Annotated in this window: 1 protein-coding gene and 1 pseudogene; both read right to left on the minus strand. The window is 57.2% G+C overall.

Annotated features, from left to right (window positions below):
* Positions 1 to 603 (minus strand): annotated as a pseudogene (locus tag N554_RS0130530) (hybrid sensor histidine kinase/response regulator); the annotation flags it as partial.
* Between the two features lie 142 nt (positions 604 to 745).
* Positions 746 to 946 (minus strand): hypothetical protein, encoded by a 201-nt coding sequence (locus tag N554_RS0130535; protein ID WP_156042205.1) that lies wholly within the window; start codon positions 944 to 946, stop codon positions 746 to 748.
* Positions 947 to 1,568 lie beyond the last annotated feature (622 nt).

The following is a 1,568-nucleotide window of genomic DNA, read 5'->3' on the forward strand; positions in this document are numbered from 1 at the left end:
CGAGTAGCCTTCGATCCGTTCCGTGCCATCGACGTCGAGGATATCGACCGCACCCCGTTCAACCATGGTCAGGTATTGGCCACCGGGCATCTTCGTGCCGACGAACCGGCCGTTGTGGGGATAGCGCGCGAGATAAGTACCATTGCGGTCCGTGATAGCGAGCGCGGCTCCCGCTGGAACACCCTTTCGCGCGATGTAGTCAGCGAGCCAATCCAGACCGAGAGCCGCGATGATGACGCCACCCATGCGACCATCGTCGCCGTAGAAGGGCAACACGAACTGAATGACCTTCCGGGGAACTGACAGACCTATCGAGAACTCCCCGACCGTGAACGCACCGGTCTTCAGGACGCTGGCAAAGTAGGCCCGCCCGGCGACGTTGACTGGTTTACCATTGCCGTTCGTGGTGCAGAAAGGCCACCCTTTCATGTCGGTGACGATAAAGGTAAGGAACGCCGGAAATCGCGGCTTCATCGCAGTCAGATATGCATTGCATGCCTGGCTGTCCCTCACTTTGATCGCCGGGAGTTCCGACAGCGCGATCAGGACCTGACGAATTCCCTGTACGATCTGCTGCTGCTCCGCCGCGGCGAGCTTGGCCAAATGGAGCGCCTGGTTCTGCACTTCGACCTGGCGCGCACGACGGAGATCGAGTTCATTGTATGCCTGAATTGCGATCGCGGGCAGGAGCGCGACAGCCACCAGTACGAAAAGGCGTAATAAAAGATTCACTTCTCAATCGTCCCTAAACCCTGAACGCCTGAAATGCATGCCGGTGTGGAAACGATGCTGCGCTGGTCTCGATCGATGGCAAACAGCTATCGATGATGTATTCGGCGATGATCCTGATCCGCACCGTGATCCGAGTGTCGAGTAGACGTTGTTCCGGATCGGTTTGTCTCATTTCAAAATTCTGCGCGTCCATCAAGGAATATGCAGCGGCCATGTGGCGGCTCAGTGCCATCGGCATAAAAACTTCGTTACGATCGTAACGTTCACGGCATGAGACCGGTGGCAGTCCGCCAGTGGCGGGAGTCTAGGCGAGGCTGACCTTCTCCGGATTGCGCGAATTCCAGCCGTCCTACGCAGCACGCACTTTTAAGACCGGGGTGCCGTGGTCGAACGGCGAAAGCGGTGGACGATTTTCAGTCATCAAAAGTTCTCCTATTTGAGCAAGCGAACTTTGGCCGGGTACCGGTCAACGAAATCCTTTGAGACGTTTGGCCCATTGCAGGCCGACGATCGCACCCAGGCTCATTGGTTGGACGGTCGTCGATCTGATCCAGTCGCGGGCCGCGCTTCAGGCAGAAATTTGGATGCTACGGCAGCAGATCAATGCTCTTCAGACGAACTGCTCCAAAAAAAACACGCATTCAGCGCTTTCGACCGATCGGTCTTCGTTGGTCTCTATCGGCTATTCCCTAAAGTTTGCGACGCGTTGGCGATCGTGAAGCCTGACACTATTGTTCTCTGGCATCGCGCGGGTTTCCGGCTGTGCTTGTGCTGGAAGTCGCGACGCCCTGGTGGCCGGCCGACCGTGCCGCTCGAAATACGAAAGCTTACGCTTC

It is taken from the genome of Bradyrhizobium sp. URHD0069, assembly GCF_000701345.1.
Taxonomy (GTDB): Bacteria; Pseudomonadota; Alphaproteobacteria; order Rhizobiales; family Xanthobacteraceae; genus Bradyrhizobium.